We start from the raw sequence: 24,254 nt of genomic DNA, 5'->3' as shown, positions 1-24,254 counted from the left end.
TCAAAGCTCCAAAGTAAGACTAGAGGAGTTGCATCCAGCACAACACAAAGCGACATATTCATCTCGCTCTTCAGGCTCCAGACATTCATCACGGTGAATAGGGTTACCATCGCGCCATCTCACCAGACAGCTTCCACAGATTCCCTGTTCACAAACACTTTCTACATGGATGCCAACATTTCGCAGCGCGCTCATCATGGTCATGTTTTCTTCAACAACAACACGCTGATCGCTTTCACTCAGATACAACTCAAACTGATTACTTTTTGTTTCTCTGGTCTTTGCTGCGAACCTTTCCTCATGCCAATGTGCTCGCGCCAATACTTCACAGTTCTTTTTAGCCATGGACATCAACCCCTCAGGCCCACAACAATATATATGTGGATCATCGGGCAGCGAGGACAAAATTGTGGTGAAATCAATAGACTCACGACCATTTAAGAAGTAATGGATAGGCCAAGGAGAGTTATTCAAGATGTCAAAGAATGGCAATTTTACACTGCTGCTAGCACAGACAACCAAGGTGAATGGTTCACCTTTAGCATGCAAGCTGTACGCCATCGACAACAGAGGTGTTAAACCTATTCCACCAGCTATTAATAAATGATGAGAGGCTCTAGCTGCCAATGGGAAAAAGTTTTTTGGTGGGCTAATGCTAAGTTCAGCACCCACGAACACTGAGTTATGCATTGACTTAGAACCACCACGGCCAGTGTCTTCAATCTTGACCGCAATACAGTAATGAGTCATAGCAAAAGCTGGGTCACTGCAGAGTGAATAAGCGCGTATAAATTGTGCGGAGATATGCACTTCAATGTGTGAGCCTGCAGAAAATGAAGGCAAGCTTAAACCCTCTAAAGGCTCAAGCTTATAAAGCACAATATCCTTCGTTAAATACTCACGATAACTTACTCTAACTTTTATTCTTTCATCTAATCTCATAATAAACCAACCGGTTTGTCCAATCGGTCTAACTTTGCATTTAATATGCCAATATTCATTATTCTTAATGAATCATTGCATAAATAATCTTATAGGAAATGAAAAAAGAAGGGGTACTAAAAGCGCTTAATGGTCTTAATAATTAAAGCCCACATCCTTTTAGAATAAGGGTTGTCACTTCATCTATTAAACAATCTTGAAGATCAGATTCGTCCAAAGAAGCCGACATGACTAGCTCTGCTTGAATTCTGTAATCTGCGTAATACTGTGTTAACGCCCAAATATTCATCATCAATAAACGACCATCTAAAGATCGTATTTTTCCTTGCTGCACCCAATTATTAATTACTTCAGAATTCAGTTTAGTGTTATGTAAAGCGCTTGGCCAAAATGGCGCTAAACGTTCACCACCAGATAAAATTTCCATCGTAAATACCCTCGATAAATCAGGATACTTTAAAGCAAACTGTAATTTCACATGGATGTAATGCTTTAATATTTCCGCGGGTGTTTGACTGTCATCCTTCAATTCAGAAAGTCGTCCCCAAGACCTAAAAAGCTTGCTAAGCACCTGATTATAAAGGTCTTCTTTATCTACAATATAATAATGTAACTGAGATTTTCTAAGGCCAGCACGTTCAGCAATAGACTGAGTTGACGCACCAATAAAACCATGTCGACTAAATTCATAAATAGCCGCCTGAAGGATATTGTTTTGAATCTCCTCTCTGGTTAATTTTACTTTCTCTACGCTTTTTGTAACTTTTGCCATTTTTGCACCATACTGTTCTTGCTGATGTTTTTTTGCACATTGAGTGTGCGTTTATTTTGATTGATCCGCTAGCAAACTAATTACTTTTGTATATCGCTTCCCACGGCTCCCACGGCTCACATTTTTACAGCGCTCCAAGCTAAATAAAAAAAGCACGGTGACAACAATTTTAGGACTTTAGATGGCTGTTCATCTATAGAAGCATCACTCTTTTCATTCCCCAGCTTCATAAAAGTGCAGCCGTGCGATGACAGAACGCTTTCGATTAATCTAAGGAAAAAAATACACGGATGAATCATATTTGGCATATTGATTTAATTCGCAAGTATCTCAATGTTGAATACCCTATGGAGAGATGCAAAGCTTCAGAAGTTTTGGTTAAAACATATTGATGTAGGCTACTTGTTTTTTGCGAAATAAAAAGGCAAGTAGATGACGTATGTGTCGACTAATATGTGTCAACTAAAGAGCCTATCTCAACACTCTGGTGTATAAGCAAAAACTGTATTTCGTCCTGCCTGTTTCGCTCGATACAAACTGACATCAGAAAATTTAATGGTTTCATTGAAATCGACATCGGGTGACGTTTCGCACAAGCCAACACTCAAGGTAATAAAAATACTAATATTCCCATGCCCAAAAGGTGTTTCTTCTACGCATTCTCGAATAGATTCCAACAGCACAAGAGCTTCTTGCTCTGTCGTTTCTGGAAGCAATAGTAAAAACTCTTCGCCTCCCCAACGGGCTAATGAGTCTTGCGAACGAATACAGTCACGTAATACTCTACTTGTATGTTTAAGCACCATATCACCAACTTCATGGCCAAATTCATCATTGATAACTTTAAATTTATCAATATCCAAGATGGCAATAGTCGATACTTTATGAGTATGTTTTCTTTGCCGCTGATCTTTATTAAGTATTTTTTGGATTCCTCGACGGTTTGGTAAAAATGTCAAATAATCGAACTGAGCCTGATACTCATACTTATCCTTCATCGTCTTTAGTCGCATAAAAGAACGATAACGAGCCACTTCATACAATCCAGAAAGAGTAACAATCGTCAAAAAGACATATATCAAACGTGTTTTAAATTCATATGAGTAAGTCGTTAGCAACATCTGATCGTTCGGAAAAAAAAGCATAATCGATACAATAAAAATGAAAGCTGCATTAGCAATAATACCTTGCTTCAAACCCAAAAAAGCAAACGTGATCGAAGGAATGACGTATATCCATAAAGGTCCACTACTGTTTACCCCTCCGGCACATACCAAGTAAAAACATAAGATGTACAGGGCGACAATAGCGATAAATCGGGAACAATTATGATAATGACGGTAAGAAGACGTTTTTAATATATAAAATGTTATCAGCAATAAAATACTTACTAAAAATAGACTAACCGCCAAGCTATAAAGCAGATTTAAAAAACTAGTTATTGCGCTAAAAAAGGTAATAATGGAGATTATCAAGCTAAAAAAGCCTACCAAGTAACTATGTTGATAACCTTCGTCTATATTCAGACTTTCGTCGACATTATGTCTATAATAACGAATCAATTTTCTTAAAAGAAACTGCATGCCTTAGCCTTTTCCTTGCTTGACGGTAGTAACACAGAAAATACACCATGAATATACAACACGACATTTTATAAGTTATGGAAGGTCATCCATACAAAGTTACAACTCAAATACGTCCGATTAATATATGTGCAACATAGATACTCTCAATACACTGAAGAATCAAACATTTAGTATAAAAAACAACCTCCCTATGCTGGAAATCAAAAAAAACGTACATGTAGATAAAAAGAACTTCCTTCGGCAGGAAATAGATGACTCGCATAACCTCTTGCCGATCACTTATAGATGCATCACTATTTAGAACGTATCTAAATGCTACTTAGATCACCCACGCGCTGAAAAAGAAAGCCTCAACAATGCAAGGACAATTCGTTCGTAATGAATCTACTCAAAAAATACACAGGCTGGTTTGTACTCGGCACATTGATTTTTTATCTATTGTCAGTTGCTCATTTGACCCCTGTGTTATTACCTACCCTACTAGCGTGGGGAGCCAATATCGCCATGTGGCATACCTTAGCGCCAAGTGCGAAGCGACAAGTTACCTGGCTTATGATGATAGGAGTAGCTGCGTTACTGTTTGCAGGGTCAAAAGGCACATGGATGACTTGGCAGCAGATTTTTGCGGTTAACTTGCCAATGCTGGCGATGTTTGTGGCTGTTTCTTTTTTAGACCTGACCAGCTCAACAGATGAAAAGCGTCCTTTGCCAAAGGGGCTAAGCGCAATATTCAACACTGCGCTCGGCGTGCAAGCATTAGGCGCAGTGATTAATCTATCAGTGATTCTAGTCTTCGCAGATCGGATAAAAGGCGCAATAAAATTAACGCCTGAACAGCAGTTTATATTGACTCGTAATTTTTCCGCGGCGGCTTGGTGGTCACCTTTTTTCGTAGCAACGGGCGTTGCCATAATTTATGCGCCAGGAATGCAATGGCAAAAGACACTTATTCCAGGTCTTGCAATGGGACTAGTCGCTATCATTTTTTCCACTATAGAAGCCTTTAAACGCACTAAAGGCGACTTTAACGGCTACCCCATTCGCAAAGAAAGTCTCTTCATTCCAATGTTTTTGGCTTCTAGCGTTATATTTTTTCACTTCATTTGGCCTGATATCAGCATACTGGTACTTATTTGTCTATTAGCACCAAGCGCAACCATGCTGCTGATGCGCACGCCATCAAGAAAGAAAAGCTTATCGCATTTTGTGAACCACAAACTGGCTCAAATCGGCAGTCAGTTTGCATTATTTCTCGCTGCCGGCATCTTTTCCAATGGCATTAGCGCAATTATTCTTAGCTATCCGCAGTTTTTTAATTTAGACAGCTTTACATTTAGTCCACTACTCTTTTCATTGACTCTTGCCATCATGATTGCAGCCGGTGTTATCGGAATACATCCTGTTGTGAGCATCGCCATAGCAAGTCCTATGCTACTTCCATTAAGTCCAGATCCGACACAATTAGGCTTTTTGTTTCTAAGTGCTTGGGCTATTTCCGCAGGCAGTAGCGGATTAACGGGGCTGGGATTATTAATGACTAGCCGCTATCAAATCCCTACCAAAACCATTGTTGCTAACAGCGCCCACTACGCTATTGTTATGTGGCTGCTCTGCTCGCTGGTAAATGGTTTTTTCTTATAAAAATATCTCATATGACAAACACAAAAACATTTATTTTTGTAATGCATTTCATTCAGTTAACTCTCAACCAAGGTAAAACCACGCTAATTTGTCGCTAAAACCCATTTACTTAACCATTAAAATCACTATACTCAAGCCAAATAATTCAAAAAGACTTTACAAAATACATTGAAAAGTCTTTTTTTATGAACTTAAATGTAATCGATTACAAACATAAAACACCACTCAAATAAAAATAAATATGGGGGTTATTATTATGCAAGCCTTACAAGGTCCAGCTCTTTTTCTCGCTCAATTTGCAGGCGATGACGCACCATTTAATACGTTTGAAAACATCATTGAATGGGCAGGAAACCTTGGGGTCAAGGGGGTACAAATACCCACTTGGGATCAAAGACTGTTTGATTTGGATAGAGCTGCAACCGATCTTGAATACTGCAAATATATTCAGGACACTCTCGCCAAACACGGTATGGTGGTAACAGAGCTATCTACACACCTACAAGGACAATTAGTCGCTGTTCATCCCGCCTACGATGATATGTTCGATGGCTTTGCACCAGACCATGTCAAAGGCAATCCCGAAGCCCGCCAACAATGGGCAGTTGATCAACTATTTAAATCCGCACAAGCTTCTAAAAATCTAGGACTAACAAATCACGCCACTTTTTCTGGCGCCCTACTCTGGCCTTATCTTTATCCTTGGCCACAAAGGCCTGCGGGCTTGGTCGAAGCTGGCTTTGAAGAATTAGCCAATCGTTGGACTCCAATACTGGATGAATTTGACCGCTGCGGCGTCAATGTTTGTTATGAGATTCATCCGGGGGAAGACCTGCATGACGGCGTTACATTCGACTTATTCTTAGCGGCAACCAATCATCACCCACGAGCTAATATTCTATTTGATCCCTCTCATTTCGTTTTACAACAACTCGACTATTTGCAGTTCATCGACATTTACCATGAACGAATCAAGATGTTCCATGTAAAAGACGCTGAATTTAATTCCACTGGCAGACAAGGTGTATATGGCGGCTATCAAAGCTGGATAGACCGTGCAGGACGCTTTCGCTCTTTAGGTGATGGGCAAGTCGACTTCAAAGGCATTTTTTCGAAACTCACTCAGTATGATTTTGGCGGTTGGGCTGTAATCGAATGGGAATGCTGTATGAAACATCCAGAAGCCGGAGCCGAAGAAGGCGTCAAGTTTGTCAACGATCATTTAATCCGCGTCACTGAGCGCGCCTTTGATGACTTCGCCAGCAGTGGCATTGATAACGAAACTAATCGACGCATTCTTGGTTTGAAATAGAGGGACAACAACATGACTCACAAACGTATCCGCATCGGTATGGTGGGCGGCGGTGATGGCGCTTTCATTGGTGCCGTACATCGCATTGCAACTCGTATTGACGATGGTTTTGAATTGGTTGCTGGCGCTTTATCTTCTGACTCTGATAGAGCTCTCGCTTCGGCACTTCGGCTTGGTATTGATCAAGAACGCTCCTACTCATCATTCTCTGTTATGGCAGAAAAAGAGAAACAGCGCAAAGATGGTATTCAGGCGGTGATTATCGTCACACCAAATCACATGCACTACCCTGTGGCAAAAGCATTTCTAGAACAAGGCATTCACGTCATTTGTGATAAGCCCGTAACGAAAGATCTAAACGAGGCCTTAGAATTAAAAGCCCTAGTGGAAAAATCCGGTGCATTTTTTGCCCTTACTCATAACTACACAGGCTACCCTCTCGTTAGGCACGCCAAGCATTTGGTTGATACTGGCGTACTAGGGAAATTGCGCGTTATTCAAGTGGAATACGCTCAAGATTGGCTAACAGATCAAGCTGAAAACACAGATAACAAACAGGCAAAATGGCGCACAGATCCAGAAAAATCTGGTCTGGCTGGTTGCTTAGGAGACATTGGAACCCACGCTTTCAATCTAGCTTGTTTTATTTCCGGGCAAAAAGTTCAACAGGTATCTGCTGACTTAACGACTTTTGTTAATGGCCGCCGCTTGGATGACAACGTTCATACCATGCTGCGCTTTGATGGTGGAGCAAAAGGCATGTTGTGGTCTAGCCAAGTTGCTCCTGGCAATGAAAATGGTTTGAAAATTCGCCTTTATGGAGAAAAAGCAGGCATCGAATGGGCTCAAGAATCCCCTAACGAATTATGGCTTTCATTGTTTGGTGAGCCTACTCAAAAAATCACTCGATCCGGACACGGTGCTGGTGAAGAAGCCAACCGACTTTCCCGAATTCCAGCAGGTCATCCTGAAGGTTACTTAGAAGGTTTTGCCAATCTATACGTCGACATTGCTGCTGCGATTCATTCCATTGAAGCGGGTGCTGATGTGCGTTCAGTTCAGGGTTTTATTCCTAGTATTGATGATGGTGTTGACGGAATGAAGTTCATAACAGCTGTGTTGGCATCATCTGCTAATAACAGCACATGGCACTCTCTAGAAGACAACACGCTCTCAAAGCCAATGACCAGTAACTAGGAGTCAAAGCAAATGAATGACCCCATTATGCAAATTCGCGGCATTGTTAAGGAATTCTCTGGTGTGCGTGTTTTACACAAAATCACGCTGGATATTTTTGCTGGTGAAGTGCTCGGTGTGCTGGGAGAAAATGGCGCTGGGAAATCGACCCTTCTCAAAATTATTAGCGGCATTTATACCAAAACATCGGGCAGTATTAAGATCGATGGTTCCGAGGTATCAATCCAGTCTACCGCGGATGCAAAACGTCTAGGCATTGCCATGATACCGCAAGAATTTAACCTAATTAGTAGCCTAAATGTGTTTGAAAACATCTTTCTTGGCAACGAAATCAAAAAGGGCTTTTTGCTCAATAAATCGGTAATGCGTGACAGAGCCAGTGAGCTTCTCAAAGAATTAGAAACCGACTTGAGCCCAGATGCATTAATAGAACATCTTAGTGTGGCACAAAAGCAAATGGTAGAAATTGCCAAGGCGCTCGTTAATGAATCACGTATCCTAATTATGGATGAGCCCACGACAGTGTTAACTGATCACGAAGTGGATATCTTTTTCAGCTTGGTGGAAAAACTAAAACAACGTGGTGTCACCATTATATTCATCTCTCACAAACTAAAAGAAGTGAAGCTACTTTGTGATCGTTTGGCCATTTTACGTGACGGCCACCTCGTTAGTGTGGATGACGTTGCAGAAATAGATGAAGAAGACATGGCTCGTAAAATGGTGGGCCGTGAATTAAACCAAATCTATCCTCAGCGTACAGAACATACTGATGAAGTCGTACTTAAAGTAAGTAACCTATCAATCAAAGGGGTGTTACAAGACATCAATTTTGACCTAAAAAAAGGCGAGGTACTTGGCTTTGCTGGCCTAATCGGCGCGGGTCGAACAGAGACTGCCGAAGCGGTAATGGGACTGCGTAAAAAAGACAGCGGTGAAATTGAAATAAATGGCAAAAAGGCAGTAATCAATTCAATCGCAGATGCGGTGTCTTACAACCTAGCCTACCTATCAGAAGATCGCCAAGGTAAAGGCTTGATCATGAATTTTGATATACCAAAGAACATCACCCTCATTTCGCTTTCCTCTTATGTTAGAGGGCTTATTCAGCATAAGAAAGAGAATCAAGTTGCGAGAGAATACGTTAAACGCTTCGACATAAAGGCAGCGTCCTTACATTCAAACTTGGCCAACTTAAGTGGTGGAAACCAGCAAAAAGTATACTTATCAAAATGGATGGACACTCACCCGAACATCCTCATTTTGGATGAACCAACTCGCGGCATCGACGTGAATACCAAAAAAGAGATCTACCACTTTATACGCTCACTGACTGAACAAGGTGTGTCCATCATTGTGATTTCGTCAGAACTGGAAGAAGTCATGGGCTTATCACATCGCGTCATGGTAATGAGATCCGGTCAGATCATGGGAGAGCTCACCGGAGATGCCATCAATGAAAAAGAGATCATGTATTACGCGGCAGGTTTAAAAACCATGGCTCAAGCCTAAGTTGAAAATCTGTTAATAACTAAAAATAACTTTATAAACGACGCCGTGCTTCTCATAAGCACAGGTGCAAAAAACAATAAGAATACACGAGGATTCACTATGGCCATGTTCGAATTATCGCCCATGATCACACGCCTAAAACGACTAGATATAGCAACTTACGCGCCCTTTATCGCATTGCTTTTATTAGTTCTGTTTTCGTCCATTGCCAGCGAGCATTTTTTAATGCCGCGCAATATTACCAACGTATTAAGACAGGTTTCCTATACCGGCATTATTGCCTTGGGTATGACATTCGTCATCATCGCCGGCGGAATCGATTTATCCGTTGGCTCAATGGTGGCTTTGGTTGGCGTACTGTCCATCATGATCATTAATGGTGCTGGCGATGGTTGGTGGGCGGTTGCAATGGCAGTTTCCTCAGCCATCGCTCTAGGTGGTGTATTTGGTGCGATAAATGGGCTAGTCATTACACGTGGTAAAGTAGCTTCGTTTATTGCCACTCTCGCCACCATGTCCATTTTTCGCTCTATGACACTATATATCAGTGATGCGGGGGAAATGGTCTCTCAAAATCAACATTTCGCGGATATTGGTGGCGGTTACTTATGGGCCATTCCCTACCCTGTTTGGGTCTTTCTACTATTGGCTGTTGCCTATCATATCTTATTAAAACACAGCGCATTTGGACGTCATGTCTGCGCTGTAGGCTCAAACGCAAAAGTAGCCTCTTATTCTGCTATTAAAGTGCGCTGGGTATATTTTCTAACTTTTTTAATTGCTGGGGTATCAGTTGGTATATCTGCTGTTTTATTAGCATCGCGCTTAAATTCCGTCAGCCCGGGCGATGCAGGGTTGTTTTATGAACTAGACGCGATTGCAGCGGTTGTTATTGGCGGCACGGCTCTATCTGGCGGTAAAGGCACCATTTGGGGCACCGTCATCGGTGCAATCATTTTAGGGATTATCAATAACATGCTGAATTTAATGGGCATCTCGCCTTATCTACAAGGCATGGTTAAAGGTCTCGTTATTTTGACTGCGGTTTTAGTGCAATTTAAGGGCGACCGTTAAAGGCTTGGTTTTTCTTACTATGCAAACCATAAGAAGAAAAACAAGAATCCGAGCAAAACAGACGTTTTGTTCACTATTTAATCAATGTAAAACGGAGAGTATCCATGAAGTATAAAAATAAAATCATGAGACTAATCGCAGTGTTTACTATGCTGTTTGCCTTTGTTGGCACAAGCTACGCTGCAAAATACAAAATTGGTATAAGTGTGCCATCTGCAGACCACGGTTGGACTGCAGGGCTACTTTGGTGGGCAAATAAAGCATCGGCAGATTTAAAAGCAAAAGAAAAAGACATCGAATTTTTCGTTGTTGCGTCAAGCTCGGGTTCAAAACAAGTGGGCGATGTAGAAGACTTAATGATCAAAGGCATTGATGCTTTGGTTATCCTTCCTCATAACCCAGCCACCTTACAAAAAGTCATTGAAGAAGCCTACGACGAAGGTATTTACACCGTTGTGGTAGACCGAGAACTCGCCCACCCTGCTCAAAATGTCTTCATTGCTGGAGATAACGCCGGTCTAGGTCGTGTAGGTGCACAATGGCTAGCTAAAGAAATGTCTGGCAAGGGCAATGTAGTAGTGATTGAAGGGCTACAAATTCCTATCAACAAGCAACGTGTTGATGCTTTTAACGACGTTATTGCTGGATACCCAAATATCAAGATCCTTGATTCTCAACCAGGTGATTGGTCTACACAAAAAGCGCTATCAGTGATGGAAAACTTCTTGCAGAAGCATCCTAAAATTGATGCGGTATGGTGCCAAGATGACGACATGTTGAAAGGTGTTTTAAAAGCCATTGAAGAATCAGGCCGCACAGACATCAAAACTGTATTGGGTGGCGCTGGCTCTAAAGACATCATCGAGATGATTCAATCAGGAAATAAAATGGTACGTGCAACCGTCACTTATAGCCCATCTATGATTGCGTCCGGCATTGCTCTTGCTGTTCATGGCGTCAAACACGAAAAACTTGGTTATTTATACCACGAACCGTCTCGCGTCATTTTAGGCGCAGACTTGGTAACGAAAGAAAACGCTGCAGATTATTACTTTAAAGACGCTGCTTACTAAGCGGTTTATTAATACTAAGTCATTAGGGCTTTTGCGCTAATGACTTAGTCCTTGCAACACTATTTTCCTGAGGAATAGCCGCTGCGCATAGGCAGAGAGTTTGGTAAGATGTGCAATCATAAAAACTCACCGTTAAAAGGCTATGCATTTGGGCGCGACTATTCTTTATTTCTTCTTGCTTTTGGACTCTTATGGCCACAGTTAAAGATGTAGCAAAGCTAGCTGGAGTATCCACTGCGACAGTATCTAGAGCATTAGCCAATCCAGAAATGGTATCTCCTACCACTCGCCAAAAAGTAGAAAAAGCCGCCTCAGAAGTAGGCTATTCTCCAAACGGACTTGCCCGAAGCTTACGTAAAAGCGAGTCGAAAACTATTGTTGTTGTTCTTCCTAACATAGACAGCACCTTCTTTTCAGACGTTGTTCATGGCATCGAAGCACTCGCTCATAAGCATGGTTACAAACTATTAATTGGTGATGCAGGTAATGAGTCTTCACGATTACGTAGTTATTTTGAGCTATTCGAGAGTAAGCAGGTAGATGGCGTATTATCTCTTTCTTCTAACGTACCTGAATCTATGATTATTAACAGTGCTGGCGAAGTAAAACTCCCCATTGTTATCGCTGGTGAATACTTTTCTGACATTCCTGTACCAACAGTTCACATAGACAATCACTACAGCGCCAAAAAAGGCGTTGAATATTTAATTATGATGGGGCACTACAAAATAGCCTGCATTACAGGAAAAAGAAGTACCCCTGTCTACAATGCTCGTGTAAATGGTCACACAGAAACCATGAAAAAATGGAAAATCCCTGTGACGGATGAATACATAATGGAAGGTGATCTTTCATTCATCGCCGGTTACAACCTTGGCAAACAACTCTTATCGCTACCAAACAAACCATCAGCGATTGTTTGCCACAGTGACGAAGCAGCAATTGGCGTGCTCAAAATAGCCAGAGAAATGAACATTCCAGTACCCAGCGAACTATCTGTTATTGGCTTTGATAACTTAGCAATGAGCGAGTATTGCGTGCCTGAATTAACAACGATTCATCAGCCACGACAATTGATCGGTGAAACTTCGATGAAGTTATTACTCGACATATTATCAGGCAAAAAACCAAACCCAGAAATGACCTTACCCACACAGCTCATCGTCCGCGAAAGCTCATGCCCACCGCCAATAGATCAACGACTACAAATAGATTTATAAACAAATCAATTCCTAGACACCTCTGCACAAAATCATGAGCAAAAATATAAGAAAAAATAAATTAGAGAACAAAGCTTACGATTAAAAATCGAATTTTTTCAATCAAAAAAATGAGTCTAAAAAGACATAAAAATAACTGAATGCATAAGCGAGATAGGAAAAGAACTATTTTTAAAATAGTTGCGGAGGCACTTGGTTGAACTTAAAAGTGAACCTACGATTTAGGGTAATTGATCTTTAAACTTTATTGAAATGGTTGCGGGAGCCGCTGTTTAATTTAGAAAAAAGAACCAACGACCTTCGAACGGCTGTGCCGAATGGGAAAAAGCTGAGCCCGACGAGCTACCAGACGGCTCCATCCCGCGACAAGTTAAACTATAGACATAGCTTACTTTTTAATGACTTACTTGAAAAATGGTTGCGGGAGCCACTTTTCTTGATTAAAAAGCGAACCAACGACCTTTTTTAATATGGTTGCGGGAGCCGCTGTTTAATTTAGAAAAAAGAACCAACGACCTTCGAACGGCCGTGCCGAGTGGGTAAAAAGCTGAGCCCGACGAGCTACCAGACTGCTCCATCCCGCGACAAGTTAAACTATAGACATAGCTTACTTTTTAATGACTTACTTGAAATATGGTTGCGGGAGCCGCTGTTTAATTTAGAAAAAAGAACCAACGACCTTCGAACGGCTGTGCCGAATGGGAAAAAGCTGAGCCCGACGAGCTACCAGACTGCTCCATCCCGCGACAAGTTAAACTATAGACATAGCTTACTTTTTAATGACTTACTTGAAATATGGTTGCGGGAGCCACTTTTCTTGATTAAAAAATGAACCAACGACCTTCGAACGGCTGTGCCGAGTGGGTAAAAAGCTGAGCCCGACGAGCTACCAGACTGCTCCATCCCGCGACAAGTTAAACTATAGACATAGCTTACTTTTTAATGACTTACTTGAAAAATGGTTGCGGGAGCCACTTTTCTTAATTTAAAAGCGAACCAACGACCTTTTTTAATATGGTTGCGGGAGCCGCTGTTTAATTTAGAAAAAAGAACCAACGACCTTCAAACGGCTGTGCCGAATGGGTAAAAAGCTGAGCCCGACGAGCTACCAGACTGCTCCATCCCGCGACAAGTTAAACTATAGACATAGCTTACTTTTTAATGACTTACTTGAAATATGGTTACGGGAGCCGGATTCGAACCAACGACCTTCGGGTTATGAGCCCGACGAGCTACCAGACTGCTCCATCCCGCGACAAGTTAAACTATAGACATAGCTTACTTTTTAATGACTTACTTGACATATGGTTGCGGGAGCCGGATTCGAACCAACGACCTTCGGGTTATGAGCCCGACGAGCTACCAGACTGCTCCATCCCGCGACAAGTTAAACTATAGACATAGCTTACTTTTTAATGACTTACTTGAAATATGGTTGCGGGAGCCGGATTCGAACCAACGACCTTCGGGTTATGAGCCCGACGAGCTACCAGACTGCTCCATCCCGCGACAAATTAATTCTTTCAAGAATCACTAACAATTTCGTTTGATTAGTTTTTGCTGGAACCCTTTTCTTAATTAAAAAGTGAACCAACCACCATTTTTAAAATGGTTGCGGGAGCCGGATTCGAACCAACGACCTTCGGGTTATGAGCCCGACGAGCTACCAGACTGCTCCATCCCGCGACTAATTATCGTTAACAACAACCATTCATCAATGCTTGTTGGCTAAGCCAATTCGCTCAACCCTTGCTAACGAGGTGCGTATTATAGGTAGATTAATCCAAGAGTCAAGCACTGCAAGAGAACTAGATAGGATTAGTTGAAAATAAATCTTTCTCCCTCATTATTTAACTCTATAAAACAGACTTAGCCTCTTATTAGATATAGAGAAGCTTAAATACTTGTATCCTCCGCTACCGCAAGGTAAAAGGTAGCCATCCGATATTTTCGACCAACAGGTTAGGAGACACACATGCCCAGCAATATTGAAGCAATTCTTAAAAAGTCAGCAATCCCAGCTGAAGCCGATGCTCTTCCAGGTAGAAGCACACCTTTAAAAATCTCTGGTATACACGCAGTTAACAATGAACCGTTTGTCCGCTCTGAAAAATCGAATGAATCCGAGATCATTCTTGGGATGGGATGTTTCTGGGGTGCCGAACGCAAGCTATGGAATACTCCCGGTGTTATCGTCACGTCTGTTGGCTATGCAGGTGGCTTTACACCCAACCCAACCTATGAAGAAGTTTGCTCTGGGCAAACAGGACATAGCGAAGTCGTACAGGTTGTGTTTGATACCTCTATTATCTCGTTAGAGGGCGTACTTAAGGTTTTCTGGGAAAACCATGATCCAACCCAAGGCATGCGCCAAGGCAACGACATAGGCAGCCAATATCGCTCTGTTATCTATGCAACCAATGATAAAGATATGGCAATCGTGGAAGCCAGCAAAGCAGCATTTCAAAAAGAGCTAATCAGCGCAGGTCATGGCATGATCACCACAGAAATTGAACCACTCGATACCTACTATTTTGCCGAGGAGTATCACCAGCAGTACCTTCACAAAAACCCGAACGGATATTGTGGACTCGCAGGCACAGGCGTCAGCTGCCCTATTGGCTTAGCCGTGTAGTTTTTAAATAATTGGAATAATCGCTTTTAAAGCTGAACAAGCGACAGAAACGAAAAGGCCGAATCGCAAAGCGATTCGGCCTTTTTAGTGGTCTATATCAGAGCAAGATTAGCCATCAATATTGATGTTGTACTCTTGGTCGTTGTAGATGACTTTAATAGAGTCAGCTGTCGTTACACCATTAATTCCATTTGAGTCAAAATTGGAATCAGGACCAAAATTGGCAACTTTTTCGCCGTCAACTTCTACAAGACCATCTGTTACTTTAACATTATCGTTCAAGAACTTAGTAACCGCATCAACATCTGCATCTTTACCTGGGCTTCCGTCTAATCCTGTCAGCAAGTCGGTCAAGTCCAGCGCATCTTCAGCTGCATTAAAGTCAGTAATGATATCTATATTTAAAACATCCGTTGTGTCATTCAATATAAAGATATCTTTACCATCCCCACCAGTCAGAGTGTCTGACACTTGGTCATCACCACCAAACAATACATCATCGCCAGCTCCGCCAAGTAACGTATCTTCTCCAATACCACCGACTAAGAAGTCATCACCGCCAGTGCCAACTGTATCATCTTTATCAGAAGAGCCGACGATGCCACTGTTGTCACCGTCTGTCGTCAACGTAGCAGTCAAATCGAACTCTGCAATATCTGCATCGCTCTCACTAACAACCGTCAAGTTGTCAACAGTGGTTGCACCTGACTGAATAGCAACTGTGTAGCTACCATCTAAGTTAGGAGTTAGATCCATACCGTCGTGTTGCAATTTAGCACCCTCTGGAACACCGAAGATGGTAGCGCTAGTAACGTTTTCTCCATCTGCCAAGTTGGCAATATCAACCGAAACCGAGTAAGCGTGTGTAGAGACAAACGCACTGCCATCGCCTATTACCGTTCCATCTTTGAACTTGATATTTTCAAAGTTAGCAACATCATATTTGATATTGTCTTTGTTGTTGTTCCAATCTTGAAGTGTATAGCTCTGTAACCAAATAGAATCATTTCCAGATCCGCCAGTAATATAACCAAACACGCTACCACCAACTACAGCAATATCATCCCACAAACCGAGATCGATAGATCCATAGACGTTTCCGCCAACGATGACTGTATCGTTCCCACTCCCCGCATCGATATGTCCGCTCATATTTTGACCGACAGCAAGAAAATCATTACCGCTATCTAGAAAAACAGTACTGTTCTTTTGGCCTGATAAAGTATTAGCAGACGTGATACTACCCTCGATAAGTACGGTGTCGTCACCTGCTCCAGTTGAAATATGACCTTCCGTATAGTAGGTCCAACCATAACTAGACGAGAGGTGACCTATATCCCCCCCAACAGTAATGATGTCATTCCCATCATTAGTTTGAAGAGAAGCATAAACATCATTTTGCACAAATACTTGATCGCTATTTGAACCAAAATTGATCCAATCATTATACTTGCTCAAGTTATAAGTTGGGTTTAATTGCAACGAAGCTGAAATATCTGTCACAAACCCTGCAGACGTGTCATACGTATCTTTTGAAATATCCGTTACAGTTACACTTACGGTCGCTTGATCAGCCATGACGCCACTCACCTGAAGTGAGGCAGTTGCGCTATCATAGTTACCATGACCATCGCTAACAGTGTAGCCAAACGATGCTTGACCGCTGTAACCAATAGCTGGGGTGAAGACAATATCACCATCCGCATTGATGTACGCATAACCGTTTTCTACATTGTCAATTGACGTAATCTGTAAAGTGTCATTATCGACATCCGTATCGTTCGCCAATAATACGCTAGGTTCAATGATGACAGATTGACCATTTTCACTACTTAAAATTTCCGTCGTACCATTTCGAAGAATCGAACTATCAAGTGTAAAATAATCTCCATTACCCATACGCAACTCAGGCTGGAACACAAAAGCACCACCTTGGTCCCACCAGATCATATCAATAGCATGATAGCCAGATTTAATAACGGTGAAAGATTGATGAGTCGTCGTATTTTCTGATTGAATACCATCAACCGTCGCTACTGCTTTACCATCAATTGTTATCTGGTAGCCATCATCTGCAGTTACTTTAAAGTTATATGTACCAGCCTCTAAGTAAACATATCCTTGAAGATGAATACCACCATCCGTATTGTCGCCAGGGTCCGTACTCAACGTACTGGCATCAGCACCTAAGAAAGTCTGTAAGTTAGTCCCTCTGGCAACATCGCCGTCGCCTTTTTGATAGTCGATATTTGAAGCCTCAAAAGTCGCATCTGGCTGTTTACTGCCAACAAGCGCTCTAAAGTCACTAATATTATTAATCTGTGAATTGGTACCGTAGTATTCCCCATTCAATCCAGAGAACGTAGATATCACATCATCCTTGGCAACCGGAGCCGTGTTCTCTGCATTAACAGTAATCGTTAGCTCGTTGTTAACAACATCACCATCCGCGTCGCGAACTTGGTAAGTAAAGGTAGTTACTTCTGCTTGACCAGACTCAATACCCAAAGCAAACGAGTTGTTCGGAGTAAACTCATAAGACCCATCAGCATTGATTACCAAAGTACCATCTTCATTAGATAATGTTGTCGCAACGACAACACCACCATCCGCACCCACATCAGAATTCAGGGTTACATTACCCAAAATGGCTGCATAACCTTCAGACAACACTTCAACTTTAGCCGCAACAGCAGTAACACTCGTTTTATTCTCCTCCGTGGACAAATTCGTACTAATGTTGCCTAATTTATCAACGAAACCAGCAAGAGATACAGTGTATGTCGTTCCATCAACCATTACATTTACAGATGACAAATTAGTCAAACGAACCACATCTGCACTGGAAGCATCGGAGTTTGGTGTCGCGTCATGCTCTAAATCAGCAGTTAATGTCACGATCTTGTCTTGCCCAGCGATGTTAACAACTAATTTATAAGTCAACGTAGTAGTCTCTAATGACTTATAATTTGAGCTCACCGGCGAATTAACGTGAGTGAATGTACCCACAGAAAATACATCAGAAATAGCAAGATCTGGTTTTGAATCAGAGTCCGCTAATGTTAATGAAGTTTTATTCGATTCGCCTTTGTTATCGGTCCAAGTAAGTTGATCAATTAAAGCGTCATCGTCCAGTTGATTTGCATTGGTGCTGTTCACTCCTTCAGAAAAAACGCTACTAGCAAAACCTCCTGCAATACTAACTACAGAGAAACTAGTTACCGCAGTAGACCTGAGCTCAATCGTATCTGAAGTCGCCACAGACAGAGGCGAATCATCTTCAATAACAACCGACACGTTTTCTGTTGTCGTGACAGTGCCATCGTTCACTGCAATACCAAAGTTGATACTAGCTGTATCCTCCGACGTTGCATCAGCATGATCAACAGGACCACTCAGAGTAACTACATAACCATGTTGGCCATCTGTGTCAGTAAGAGCTACACGAATAATCTCAGTATCACCCGCTTTAGCGACCAAATCACCGCTACTATCCGTTGTCCAAACCAGTGTTACACCACCAGATTTTATAACTTCAGTAGGAGCAACAAGTGACACAGTTAATGTATCGTCACTATCAACATCACTTACAGTAAAGGTACCAGTAGCAGTCACATTATTAGTGGTATCAGAATCACCAACAGTGTCTGGATTACCATCAGCTAAACCTTCTTCGGAAATAACAGCAGAATCAGAACCATCTACAAACGTTAGCTCAGGAGCGGAGTTAACTCGCTCTGTTCCAAGACTAACCACTGTAGTAGCACTGTCTCCATCGTTGTCGACCGCCTTAACAGTAAATTGAATATCCTGAGTCATCTCCTGATACTGTAGGACATCCCATGTACCAGTTTCCCCACTCATTTTAATTTCGAAAACAGGTTTATTATCTTCATCTACAGCCTTAAGCGTATGGCCATCATCACTAAGCGTAACGGTATAACCTAAATCATCGACCAAACCAGTTAGTTTGAAATCACCAATACCATCAGCTGAGCTAGCGTCTACTTGTCCAGTCGCACTTGCGATAGGTTGAGCTGAATCAGCCCCAATAAAAGAAATAGACTGGACAGCAAAATCGCTATTAGAAGCACTTGATGAGCCAGTACCATTATCCACAGCGACAAAATGCACCTCATCAAAACCTCCCGGTACAGAGATCAATTTCGTCGTAACTGAACCTGCTCCACCGCCAGAATTAGCAACGAAATTCTCAGTTTTACCTATGACAACGCCGTCTCTATAGAATACGGCTTGAGCCAACTCATTTTCAGTATCACCATTAGTGCCACTAACATATAGAGAACTTAATTGAGCATTCATTCCAAATGCTAGATGTCCAGGCTCAAGTTTAAAGACAAGCTCTTCAGATAAGTTACCACGGGATGAAATTTCACCTGGTAACTCATCAAGTCCAGAATTGGCACTATGACTACTAACAGAAAGCCCTCGACCAGTTTGGTATAACTCAGCGGACACCAATGCCGAACCATCTACATTAAAACCAAGTGCTTCTACTGTGAAACCTTGCTCCTTATACTGAGAACCAGAAATAACATTATTACTATCGTAATCTCTTGAAGACCCCCAATAACCTTTTGCAAAATCAAAATCTCCCAACACCACCTTAGTAATATCGGATGTTGACACTTGGTAGCCACCATCTGGCACAGCATTTTGTAAAATACTTACGCCATCATCTGCAAATTTGAGATGTGCACCAAGATCTATTTCTGTCGTAGCAACATCAGCGTCCGACGTATTGCTATCTGCATCCGTCGCCGTTACCTGCAGCTTAACGCCCAAACCTTCTAACGTAATTTCTTCATTATCTTGAGTGCCATCAGGATGAGACACCGCCTCGTATTGGGTCATAGAGACCTTGCCATCAGCATCAAGGGTAACTTCGAATACTTTAACTCCACTTTCTGTCAAGCCAACTAATTTACCGTCAATCAATGACAAACTAATTGCCTCACCCGAACTAGATGCCGTCAGCCCAGTGTTAGTAGAAGAATCATCAAGTTTGATTTCGTAAGCCACATCACCACGACCATCGGTGCCATAATCGACATCAAAGGCCGATGAGAAATCAACCACAGTAGAAACAGACTCATCAGCAGTACGAAGGTCAGAATCATCCGTCAATACATCCAAGCTAGCGAGAGTACCAGCGTCAACAGTAATAGCTGGAACAGTATCCGTATCAACAAAATTAGCTGTAGCAGATCCAATAGCACTATCACCACCAACACCTTCTGTTGACGTAGCTTTTGCTGTAATAGTGAAAGCATCAGAATTTTGCGGCACAGTCATTTTCAACTGAATATCTGTTAGATCTTTACCATCAGGATTGCTAATGACCCACTCACTACCATTATGACTGAGCTCAACACCTTCAGGCGCTCCAACAAGCTCGACATCAATGCCATCAGGAATACCTGTTAGCGTAACCCCAGAAAGTGTTTCACTACCATCGGTATCAGTAAGTTCAGCAGATACATCAATCAAAAACTCTTGGCTAGTAGCTATTGTTTCAATTGTTGTATCATCTTGATTTGGCCCATCGAGCGTTCCATTCCCGTGGATAATCCCCTCAATGCGGTTACCACCACTGATAAGTGATTGGGTTCCTTTTGTAATACTTATACTCTCGAGTGTATTAACGTTTGTGGTGCTGCCATTATTAGACCCGTAACTAACGTTTATATCTGAACTATCACCTGATAAGAAAATGTAATCCTTCATTGCATCACTACTTTGAGGTACTGATGTTCCATTTACAGCATGTAATGACGTCCAATTACCATCTTGTAAATAGCCACTACCAGAATGGACAATAAATACATCAGCGTACTCTCGATCGCCATTAACATCACTAGGGCCGTAGTAATTTACTATGCCATGGTTTTCAGAGTCAGGGGTTGCAATTTCCGGTACTGGATCACCTTTAGTCAACCACACACGAACGCCATCACCAACTTTGACAATTTGACCATTCTGAACATCAAAACCACCAGGCTGACCACTACCACCGTTAACTTGAGTAATGTCACCAGCATTAGATTCATCATTCGATTCTAAAGCAGTAATTTTAAGCTCAATCTTAGGTGCATCAGCTACTGGAGAGATATTAATATTCAAATCAGCACTTTCGCCTGTAGACGTTGTATATATAACAGTTGGAACGTCACCAGACCAATTTGTAGCAGGAGCAAAATCGTAAGAGCCATCAGCACGAAGCGTTAACGAACCGACCTCTTTTGCATCATCACCAGTACCGTCTTTAATAACAACAGCTACAGGCGTTGTTGCATCAACATCATAACTCACGCCGTTAACAGTAAAAGAAGCGACAGTTAACCCGCCATCCAGGTCTGAATCATTAGATAAAACGCCATTGTCAGCATTCACTGATAATACATTGTCCTCTATTCCATTAGCTGTATCAGCTTCGGTGTACGTAAAATTATCTACAACCGCGCTATCTCTACCCTCATCAGACACATTACCAGCATTGTCAATTTGCGTTGCGATCACATCAATACTCGCTCCCTCTGCTACAGTTTCCGACCATGTAATCGTGTTATTACTATAACTGTAAGTACGAGTGTCGTTCTCGTCTGAGCTGATAACTTTATAAGAGCCAACATCGTTTGCCATTAGAGATAAAGACACAACACTAACGACACCGTTATTCGTGATACTTAATGCCACCGAGCTATTTGCACCTACTTCCAGCTCTTTGCCATCCACAGTAACACTTACTTGGACTCCATCATTGCCTAACTCAGCTTTGCTAATCAATCCATCATCGTTCGCATCATCTACAATACTAATAATAGGTGCAGAAGTTGCTGTAGTGTCTACAACAGCACTATCTGTAGACGCTTCAGACTCATTGCCAAACTTATCAATCAAGGTTGCTGTTACAGCAATCGTATTCCCTTCACCTGGATTGTCGAACGAGCAAGTTACAAAGCCATTAGCAATTGCAGTCGCATCCAATTTAATATTATGGGACTCATTACCATCAGTTACTACAATAGTCTGATGTGTATTAACACCCTCTGGTAAAGCAATTTTTACTGCAATAGTCTCTGAACCATTAAGCTCATCTTTATTAATGAAACCATCATCCGGATCACTATCAGTGGTAATCGTCACAATTGGAGTTGGAAGATCATTATCAATAATAGTTGTGGTAGCTTCACTTTCATCAGAAGAAACTCCCGATACTCCCTCTACTTTTATCGAAAATTTTTCATTACCTTCAACAATACTGTCATCAATAGTCGGAACATTTAAAGTAACTTTTGTCACCCCGGCTGGGATATCAATAATGCCATCAGAGCTAATAGATAAAATATGAGTCACATTATTATCATCAACATAACTTGCTGTCATAACATCAATATCTGCAGCACTAGCAGTATCAAAAACAGTGGAAACTTTAATCTGCACATCCTCTGCAGAAGCTTGACTTAAAGAGACAGTGAAAACAGCATCATCTCCCTCTATAGCAAATCCACTATCATCAATAGAAGCATAAACAGTTGAATTATCTTGATAGCGACCATCAGTAGTGTCTGATGTAGCATTGAAATTATTACCTGCCGCATCGGAACCAGAAACACTTGCTTGGATATTATTACTACCCACTAAGTCTTTACCATCTACAATAATGCTATAGACTAATTCTCCTGTACTTGATTCCGTAACTGTGCCCGTTCCAATAACACTTATCCCATTCACCTTCAGCGTTACTTGATCTCCGATCGCAGCATCACCACCAACAGTACCAGTAATAGTAACAAGGCCACCGGCTTCAACAGCCGTAAGCACATCATCACCAGCAATAGTATCGATACTTATAGTCGCGCTTGCACTAATATCTAAAGTCACATCAAGTGAGTCAGATATTGCAGTATTGCCTGCTTTATCGGTAACTTTGACAGTTAGATCATTACTACCTTCTACCAATTGACCTGCTGTAGCCGTAAATGTCCATACACCACCAACCAAAATGGCATCACCTAATAACGTTGCGCCTTTAAAGACCTGAACAGATGTTGCATCACTATCGATATTACCTAAAGTGAAAGTCGGTGTAGTGTTATTAGTTAGATTATCTGAATCACTATCACCACTATCACTTTCAGCAACAAGATCTATCGTCGGCGTGCCGATGGTCGTATCGATCGTCATCGCCTGCGTATCGCTCGCGCTATTACCCGCTGTATCCGTGATCGTCGCCGTGATGCTGTAACCACCTTCATCCAACGCATTCGTTGGCGTGAACGTCCACGTGCCGTTCGCCGCATCGGTGCTCAACGTACCCGCAACGGCATTACCCGCCGCGTTGGTCACTGTCACCGTCACATCGCCATCGACCGCGTCGTATTTGCCGCTGATCACTGGCGTCGTGTCTTTACTGATGAAGTCGCTGTCGGATGAGCCTGTGTCGTCCGTCATCGCATCGATGGACACGGTCACACCGTCGCCATCGCTGTCGATGGTCGTATCGATCGTCATCGCCTGCGTATCGCTCGCGCTATTACCCGCTGTATCCGTGATCGTCGCCGTGATGCTGTAACCACCTTCATCCAACGCATTCGTTGGCGTGAACGTCCACGTGCCGTTCGCCGCATCGGTGCTCAACGTACCCGCAACGGCATTACCCGCCGCGTTGGTCACTGTCACCGTCACATCGCCATCGACCGCGTCGTATTTGCCGCTGATCACTGGCGTCGTGTCTTTACTGATGAAGTCGCTGTCGGATGAGCCTGTGTCGTCCGTCATCGCATCGATGGACACGGTCACACCGTCGCCATCGCTGTCGATGGTCGTATCGATCGTCATCGCCTGCGTATCGCTCGCGCTATTACCCGCTGTATCCGTGATCGTCGCCGTGATGCTGTAACCACCTTCATCCAACGCATTCGTTGGCGTGAACGTCCACGTGCCGTTCGCCGCATCGGTGCTCAACGTACCCGCAACGGCATTACCCGCCGCGTTGGTCACTGTCACCGTCACATCGCCATCGACCGCGTCGTATTTGCCGCTGATCACTGGCGTCGTGTCTTTACTGATGAAGTCGCTGTCGGATGAGCCTGTGTCGTCCGTCATCGCATCGATGGACACGGTCACACCGTGCCCCTTCTACACATCTGACGCTGCCGACGATATTCAGCGGGTAGTTGCCGGCGGTCTCAGCCGCAGTATACGAGAAAGTCGCCGTGATGCTGTAACCACCCTCATCCAACGCCTCCGTTGGCGTTAACGTCCAC

General features: G+C 42.5%; 12 protein-coding genes and 4 tRNA genes. 8 read left to right on the top strand and 8 right to left on the bottom strand.

All coding sequences use genetic code 11. From position 1 onward, the window contains the following. From B6N13_RS19810 to B6N13_RS19800, 3 genes are all read right to left on the bottom strand, one after another. Positions 1-942 (bottom strand): PDR/VanB family oxidoreductase, encoded by a 942-nt coding sequence (locus B6N13_RS19810; protein WP_169460365.1) that lies wholly within the window; start codon positions 940-942, stop codon positions 1-3. Between the two features lie 142 nt (positions 943-1,084). Beyond that, positions 1,085-1,714: a TetR family transcriptional regulator C-terminal domain-containing protein gene (locus B6N13_RS19805; RefSeq protein WP_169460364.1), complete on the bottom strand. Its 630-nt coding sequence runs from the start codon at positions 1,712-1,714 to the stop codon at positions 1,085-1,087. Positions 1,715-2,190: 476 nt separating this feature from the next. Further along, entirely contained in the window at positions 2,191-3,297 is a 1,107-nt protein-coding gene (locus B6N13_RS19800; RefSeq protein WP_012069566.1) for a diguanylate cyclase, read from the bottom strand. Between the two features lie 381 nt (positions 3,298-3,678). Between B6N13_RS19800 and B6N13_RS19795 the strand changes: the two genes are divergently transcribed. The 7 genes from B6N13_RS19795 (at position 3,679) to B6N13_RS19765 (ending at position 12,329) form a co-directional block, all read left to right on the top strand. Next, complete coding sequence (locus B6N13_RS19795; protein WP_012069565.1) at positions 3,679-4,941, top strand: hypothetical protein; 1,263 nt, start codon at positions 3,679-3,681, stop codon at positions 4,939-4,941. 256 nt (positions 4,942-5,197) lie between these two features. Beyond that, complete coding sequence (locus B6N13_RS19790; RefSeq protein WP_169460363.1) at positions 5,198-6,253, top strand: sugar phosphate isomerase/epimerase; 1,056 nt, start codon at positions 5,198-5,200, stop codon at positions 6,251-6,253. A gap of 12 nt (positions 6,254-6,265) precedes the next feature. Then, positions 6,266-7,450: a Gfo/Idh/MocA family oxidoreductase gene (locus B6N13_RS19785; protein WP_169460362.1), complete on the top strand. Its 1,185-nt coding sequence runs from the start codon at positions 6,266-6,268 to the stop codon at positions 7,448-7,450. Positions 7,451-7,462: 12 nt separating this feature from the next. After that, positions 7,463-8,962, top strand: coding sequence for a sugar ABC transporter ATP-binding protein (locus B6N13_RS19780; RefSeq protein ID WP_100188597.1), 1,500 nt, complete (start codon positions 7,463-7,465; stop codon positions 8,960-8,962). 99 nt (positions 8,963-9,061) lie between these two features. Then, positions 9,062-10,036: an ABC transporter permease gene (locus B6N13_RS19775; RefSeq protein WP_012069561.1), complete on the top strand. Its 975-nt coding sequence runs from the start codon at positions 9,062-9,064 to the stop codon at positions 10,034-10,036. Positions 10,037-10,140: 104 nt separating this feature from the next. After that, on the top strand, positions 10,141-11,109 hold the full coding sequence (locus tag B6N13_RS19770; protein WP_211172950.1) for a substrate-binding domain-containing protein: 969 nt from the start codon (positions 10,141-10,143) through the stop codon (positions 11,107-11,109). Positions 11,110-11,300: 191 nt separating this feature from the next. Beyond that, positions 11,301-12,329: a LacI family DNA-binding transcriptional regulator gene (locus B6N13_RS19765; RefSeq protein ID WP_169460361.1), complete on the top strand. Its 1,029-nt coding sequence runs from the start codon at positions 11,301-11,303 to the stop codon at positions 12,327-12,329. A gap of 1,178 nt (positions 12,330-13,507) precedes the next feature. On the opposite strand, the gene B6N13_RS19760 is transcribed toward B6N13_RS19765, so the two are convergent. From B6N13_RS19760 to B6N13_RS19745, 4 genes are all read right to left on the bottom strand, one after another. Continuing rightward, a tRNA-Met gene (locus B6N13_RS19760) sits at positions 13,508-13,584 on the bottom strand. Between the two features lie 50 nt (positions 13,585-13,634). Further along, positions 13,635-13,711: transfer RNA gene (locus B6N13_RS19755), tRNA-Met, on the bottom strand. 50 nt (positions 13,712-13,761) lie between these two features. Further along, positions 13,762-13,838: transfer RNA gene (locus B6N13_RS19750), tRNA-Met, on the bottom strand. Positions 13,839-13,938: 100 nt separating this feature from the next. Beyond that, positions 13,939-14,015: transfer RNA gene (locus B6N13_RS19745), tRNA-Met, on the bottom strand. Positions 14,016-14,304: 289 nt separating this feature from the next. Here B6N13_RS19745 and msrA point away from each other — a divergent pair. Next, a complete protein-coding gene (msrA, locus tag B6N13_RS19740; RefSeq protein ID WP_169460360.1) occupies positions 14,305-14,964 on the top strand; it encodes a peptide-methionine (S)-S-oxide reductase MsrA in 660 nt (219 codons plus the stop codon). A gap of 108 nt (positions 14,965-15,072) precedes the next feature. Here the strand turns inward: msrA and B6N13_RS19735 are convergent, their stop codons facing one another. Beyond that, positions 15,073-24,114: an Ig-like domain-containing protein gene (locus B6N13_RS19735; protein WP_169460359.1), complete on the bottom strand. Its 9,042-nt coding sequence runs from the start codon at positions 24,112-24,114 to the stop codon at positions 15,073-15,075. Positions 24,115-24,254: the final 140 nt, after the last annotated feature.

Source organism: Marinomonas sp. UCMA 3892, assembly GCF_012726345.1.
Taxonomy (GTDB): Bacteria; Pseudomonadota; Gammaproteobacteria; order Pseudomonadales; family Marinomonadaceae; genus Marinomonas.
Note: the sequence above shows the minus strand (reverse complement) of the source record. Positions and strands in the feature narration are given on the sequence as shown.